Annotated in this window: 5 protein-coding genes; all 5 read right to left on the bottom strand. The window is 63.9% G+C overall.

Annotated features, from left to right (window positions below; genetic code table 11):
* Positions 1–711, bottom strand: a 711-nt coding sequence (locus AC3AYF_RS17890) for a LysR family transcriptional regulator (protein WP_487780121.1), incomplete at its 3' end; no start/stop codon positions are given.
* Between the two features lie 61 nt (positions 712–772).
* Complete coding sequence (gene cls / locus AC3AYF_RS17885; RefSeq protein ID WP_487780120.1) at positions 773–2,194, bottom strand: cardiolipin synthase; 1,422 nt, start codon at positions 2,192–2,194, stop codon at positions 773–775.
* Between the two features lie 176 nt (positions 2,195–2,370).
* A complete protein-coding gene (locus AC3AYF_RS17880) occupies positions 2,371–3,876 on the bottom strand; it encodes a fumarate hydratase (RefSeq protein WP_487780119.1) in 1,506 nt (501 codons plus the stop codon).
* A gap of 179 nt (positions 3,877–4,055) precedes the next feature.
* The gene (gene nei, locus AC3AYF_RS17875) at positions 4,056–4,877 is read right to left on the bottom strand and encodes an endonuclease VIII (protein ID WP_295037875.1); all 822 of its coding nucleotides are present in this window, start codon (positions 4,875–4,877) and stop codon (positions 4,056–4,058) included.
* Positions 4,878–4,898: 21 nt separating this feature from the next.
* Positions 4,899–5,242 (bottom strand): UvrB/UvrC motif-containing protein (locus AC3AYF_RS17870; protein WP_487780118.1); only part of this gene is annotated, 344 nt, incomplete at its 5' end.

Here is a 5,242-nt window from a genome sequence, read left to right as displayed (position 1 = left end):
CATGCCCTTGAGCCCTTCCGCCATTGCCGTTTCGTAGACGGTCTTGAGGCGCATGCGCCCTGGCTCGTTCTTGAGCAGCATGCGGACACTGCGGCCGAGGAAGGCACCCTGGGTGTAGGACAAGAACGGAATCGGCCCGTCGCCATCGAATGAAAATCTCGGCGCGCCGGCGGCATCCGGAACGCTGACGGGAATCATCTTGACCTGCCCGATGGAGAACGAGGGAAAGATTTCGGCGTCCAGCTGCATGGTGGCGTAGGGGTCGTGGTAGGCCAGCATCAGGTCGCAGTTGCCCTCCCGAAGGACGTGGATGGCATCGCCGACGTTCATGGCGACCAACCGGGTGGGCAGCTCGCCGACGCCTTTCTGCAGGCGCGATATCCAGGGCGGATAGAAGGCCAGCGCCAGCGAGTGGGCGGCGACGATGTCCAGGGCTTCGTTGTCCATCGCGAGACCGCGGAGATGGGCCAGGCTGTCGTTGAGCTGCTCGACGATGTTCCTGGCGGTCACCAGGAAGAGCTGCCCTTCCGGCGTCAGGCTGACCGGCGTGGTCGAGCGGTCCACCAGGGTGGCGCCGACGGCTTGTTCCAACGAACGAATGCGCCGACTGAACGCGGGCTGCGTGACATGTCGCTGGCGCGCCGAGGCCGAGAAGCTCCTCGTGTTGGACAAGGCCACGAAGTCCTCGAGCCATTTGGTTTCTAGATTCAATGGGGGCCTCCCGGCAACCCTTCATGCATTGATGACGTCGAGCGCCACGCCAGTGGCATCGCTACTGCACGGGCGATAGCAGGTACGTGGCCCGTGACACCAGCTTGCGCCATAGCGGCCTCTCCTCGAGTTCGCGCCGGCTGACCTGTCGGCTATTGGCGAAATCCTGCTCGAGCATCTCGAAAACGGAGGCGGCAAAGACCTTGTCGGGAACGTACGCGGTGACTTCGAAGTTGAGCCGAAAAGAACGGTTGTCGAGATTGACCGTCCCCACCATCGAGGTGTGATCGTCCACCAACAGGACTTTCTGATGCAAGAATCCAGGCTGATAACGGTATATCTTGACCCCATTGCGGATCATCTCCGGCAAGAACGCGAAGGCGGAGAGAAAGACCAGCAGGTGATCCGGACGCTCGGGAATCAGTACCCGGACATCGACGCCTCTGAGCGCCGCCAGTGTCAGCGCGTCCTGGACGCCGTGATCGGGAACGAAATAGGGGCTGGTGACCCAGAGACGGTGGCGGGCGCCGTGAATGGCGTGTTGAACCAGAAGGCTGGCCGTTTCGCGCCCGTCTGCCGGGCCGGAAGGTACGATCGCCACATGTTGGGACGCATCGGGAATCTGCGTGGGCTTCCAGCCGAGAGCCAGGATGTCGCCGGTCGCCCAGTACCAGTCTTCCCAGAAGGCTTCCTGAAGCGCCAGCACGCTCGGTCCCTGGAGCTTGAGATGCGTGTCCCGCCATCGTCCGTAACGTTCGACTCGCCCCAGATACTCATCGGCGACATTGAGCCCGCCGGTCCAGCCCACGCGGCCATCCACCACCACGATCTTGCGATGATTGCGGAAGTTGATCTGGAACCGGTGGCGCCAGCCGCGTGACGAATTGAAGGCCGAGACCCGGACCCCCGCCTCCTCCAGATCTCTCAGATAGCCGCCGGACAAACCGCGACTGCCGATCTCGTCGTAGAGGAAATAGACGTTGACGCCGTGCTCCGCCTGGTGGATCAGCTTGCGCTTGAAGGCCAGGCCGATCTCGTCGGCGCGCACGATGAAGAACTGGACGAGGATATACTCTTCGGCACGATCGATGCCTTCGAACAGGCTGTCGAAGGTGGCATCGCCATCGATCAGCAGCTCCGCCCGGTTGCCTCGGGTCATCGGCATGCGCGCCAGCTCCTCGACCGCACGAATACGTCCGCTGACCGCTTCCGGCCGCGAAATGGACGACTCCATGTTCGGCCGATAGCGCTGAAGAACCTGGCGCAGCACGGTGTCCCGCTCGCCCCGCGCCGAGACATAGCCGTAGAACCTGGGTCGGCCGAATGTCCAGAAAATCGGCACGGCGATATAGGGAAAGCTGATTAGCGTCACGATCCAGGCGACGGCACCCTGGGAGGTGCGGCTGGACATCAGCGCCATGATCGCCGTGGCGATCCCGGCAACGTGGGAGACGAACAACAGCCAGCCGATCAATACGGTCATGTCCGGCATCTTCCGCTACGCTGCATCACCATCCTCTCCGCCAAAAATCGTTAGTCGAACCAACATCATACCGAAAAAAAGAGAGAGCCCCACAGGGACTCTCTCCTTGACGCGATCTCTTCGTTGAATGGTGCCCGGCGCCGCGGGCCCGAGCTCCATCGACCGCCACCTGGCCGCTAGACCCGCTCGGCGATGATCTCCTTCCACCTGGCGGGGCCCGTCTGGTGAACCGACGTACCCAGATGGTCCACGGCCACCGTGACGGGCATGTCCTCGACCTCGAACTCGTAGATCGCCTCCATGCCCAGGTCGTCGAACGCGATTACTTCCGCCTTCTTGATCGCTTGCGCCACCAGATAGGCCGCGCCGCCGACGGCCATCAGATAGACCGCCTGGTTGTCGCGAATGGCTTCGATCGCCAGCGGGCCGCGCTCGGCCTTGCCGACCATGCCCAACAGGCCGGTCTCCTCGAGCAGCGTCCGCGTGAACTTGTCCATGCGCGTCGCCGTGGTGGGGCCCGCCGGTCCGACCACTTCGTCGCCGACCGGATCGACCGGCCCGACGTAATAGATGAAGCGATTCTTCAGATCCACCGGCAGGCTCTCGCCCCTGGCCAGCATATCGATCATCCGCTTGTGGGCGGCGTCCCGCCCGGTCAGCAGCTTGCCGGAGAGCAGCACGGTATCGCCGGGCTGCCACTCGCGCACGGCTTCCGGGGTGATCTCGTCGAGATTGACGCGGCGCACGCCCTCGCCCACTTCCCAGGTGATCTCCGGCCAGTCGTCGAGCCTGGGTGCCGGCAGCTGCGCCGCACCGCTGCCATCGAGGCTGAAATGCACGTGGCGGGTGGCAGCGCAGTTGGGAATGATCGCCACCGGCTTGTTGGCCGCATGAGTGGGATAATCCTTGACCTTGATGTCGAGCACCGTGGTCAATCCGCCCAACCCCTGCGCGCCGATGCCGCTCCGGTTGACCTTGTCGAACAGCTCCAGTCGCAACTCTTCGGCACGATTGCTGGCACCGCGGGCCTGGAGCGCCTGAATGTCGATGGGGTCGAGCAGCGCTTCCTTGGCCAGTTCCATGGCCTTTTCCGCGGTACCTCCGATGCCGATCCCCAGCATCCCGGGGGGGCACCAGCCGGCGCCCATCTTGGGCAGCTGTTCCAGCACCCAGTCGACCACGCTGTCCGACGGGTTGAGCATGGCAAACTTGGACTTGGCCTCGCTCCCCCCGCCCTTGGCCGCCACGTGAATCTCGACCGTGTCACCCGGCACCAGCTTGTGGTGGATCACTGCCGGGGTGTTGTCACCGGTGTTCCGACGCTTGCCGTCGGGGTCGGCCAGCACCGAAGCGCGCAGGACGTTGTCGGGCAGCAGGTAGGCGCGGCGCACGCCTTCGTTGACCATGTCGTCGAGGCTCATGTCGGCTTCCCAGCGCACGTTCATGCCGACGTGAACGAAGACCGTGACGATACCGGTGTCCTGACAGATCGGCCGATGGCCGGTGGCGCACATCCTGGAATTGATCAGAATCTGTGCGATGGCATCCCGCGCGGCAGGGTGCTCTTCCCGCTGGTAGGCCGCGTGCATGGCATCGATGAAATCCTTGGGATGGTAATAGGAGATGTATTGCAGCGCGTCGGCCACGCTCTGAATGAGATCCTCCTGGCGGATCACGGTCATCATCGGTCTCCTGCTGGTCACGGTGACTGCCCGGCGGATCGATCGTCCGCGGGGCGGTAACTTCAAGGCCGCCAATCATACCCTAGGGAACCGAAATTGGCAGTTTCCGGTTGACTTCGTCGACATGAGATAACGGTATAAACCCATATTCCATTGCGCCCCGAATCTGGCGTTTCCTGTCATTCCGGCTGGCAGTGGGGGCAACGATAGAGACGCCGAGAGGCGACGGCTTCGCGAACGATGGCCGAACCGCAGGCATGGCAAGGCAGGCCCTCGCGTTCGAACACGGCGAACCGCCACTGCCCGCGTCGCTTCCCTGCCAGCTGTAGCCGCTTGCGCCATGCGGGACGGTTGGTCACGCCGGCTTCCCGGTAGGCCTGCCGAATCGTGGCCAGGATGACGCACGCCAGTTTCCGGCGCTGAGAGCTCGTCAGATCCCTGGGGCGTTTTCTCGGCGGCAGCCCGGCGTAGAACAGGATCTCCGAGCGCAGATAGTTGCCGATACCGGCATAGAACCCCTGATCCAGCAGCAGCCCGCCGAGCCCACGGCCCGCGAAGCGGGAGTCCGACAGTCGCGCCTCGATATCCCCCGCCGAGACATCATGCGTCAACAGATCCGGCCCCAGGCGGGCCAGGAATGGCTGCTGCCGAACGGTCTCGGTCGTCCACAGCGAGATATCCGAGGCGCTGTAAAGGCTGGCCGCATGCGTCTCGGTGGCCAACCGGGCACGCAGCACCCGCCCCGTCACCGGTGGCTTGTCGCTGCGATGAACGCGCCATACGCCATAGAGCTGGTTGTGGGAGTAGAGCACGTGCCCGTCGCTGAAGGCGATCAGCAGCGCCTTGCCCCAGCAATCGACGGCCGTGACCCGGCTTCGGCTCAGGCGCCCCGCCATCGACTCGATCTCGGCAAAGGCGAACCAGGCCTGAACCAACGGTCTGCCGACCAGCACCCTGCCCAGCCGATCCGCAACGCGACGTATTTCCGGTCCTTCCGGCATTCGAGCGTTTCCCGACCTCGCCTATCCCAGCTCCAGCAACCTGACCTTGAGCGTCTGCAACTGGTCGCGCAGCTTCGCGGCCTGCTCGAATTCGAGATTCTGGGCAGCCTCGTGCATGCGATCCTCCAGCTTGCCGATCTCCTTGGTCAGCTGCGGCGCGTTCATCTGGCTCAAGGCCTCGCGGGTGTAGTCGCCCGGGGCTTCCGCCACCAGCTGCTCGGTGCGCTTACGCCCACTCTTGCGGCTTCCCGGCGCTTGCGCCCCTTCCATGATGTCGGCCACGGACTTGGTCACGGTCATCGGCGTGATGCCGTGACGTTCATTGTGCGCGATCTGCTTGTTGCGGCGTCTTTCGGTCTCGTCCA

The organism is Salinicola sp. (assembly GCF_982684285.1).
The sequence above is the reverse complement of the archived record's forward strand: the minus strand, read 5'-3'. Positions and strand labels throughout refer to the sequence as shown.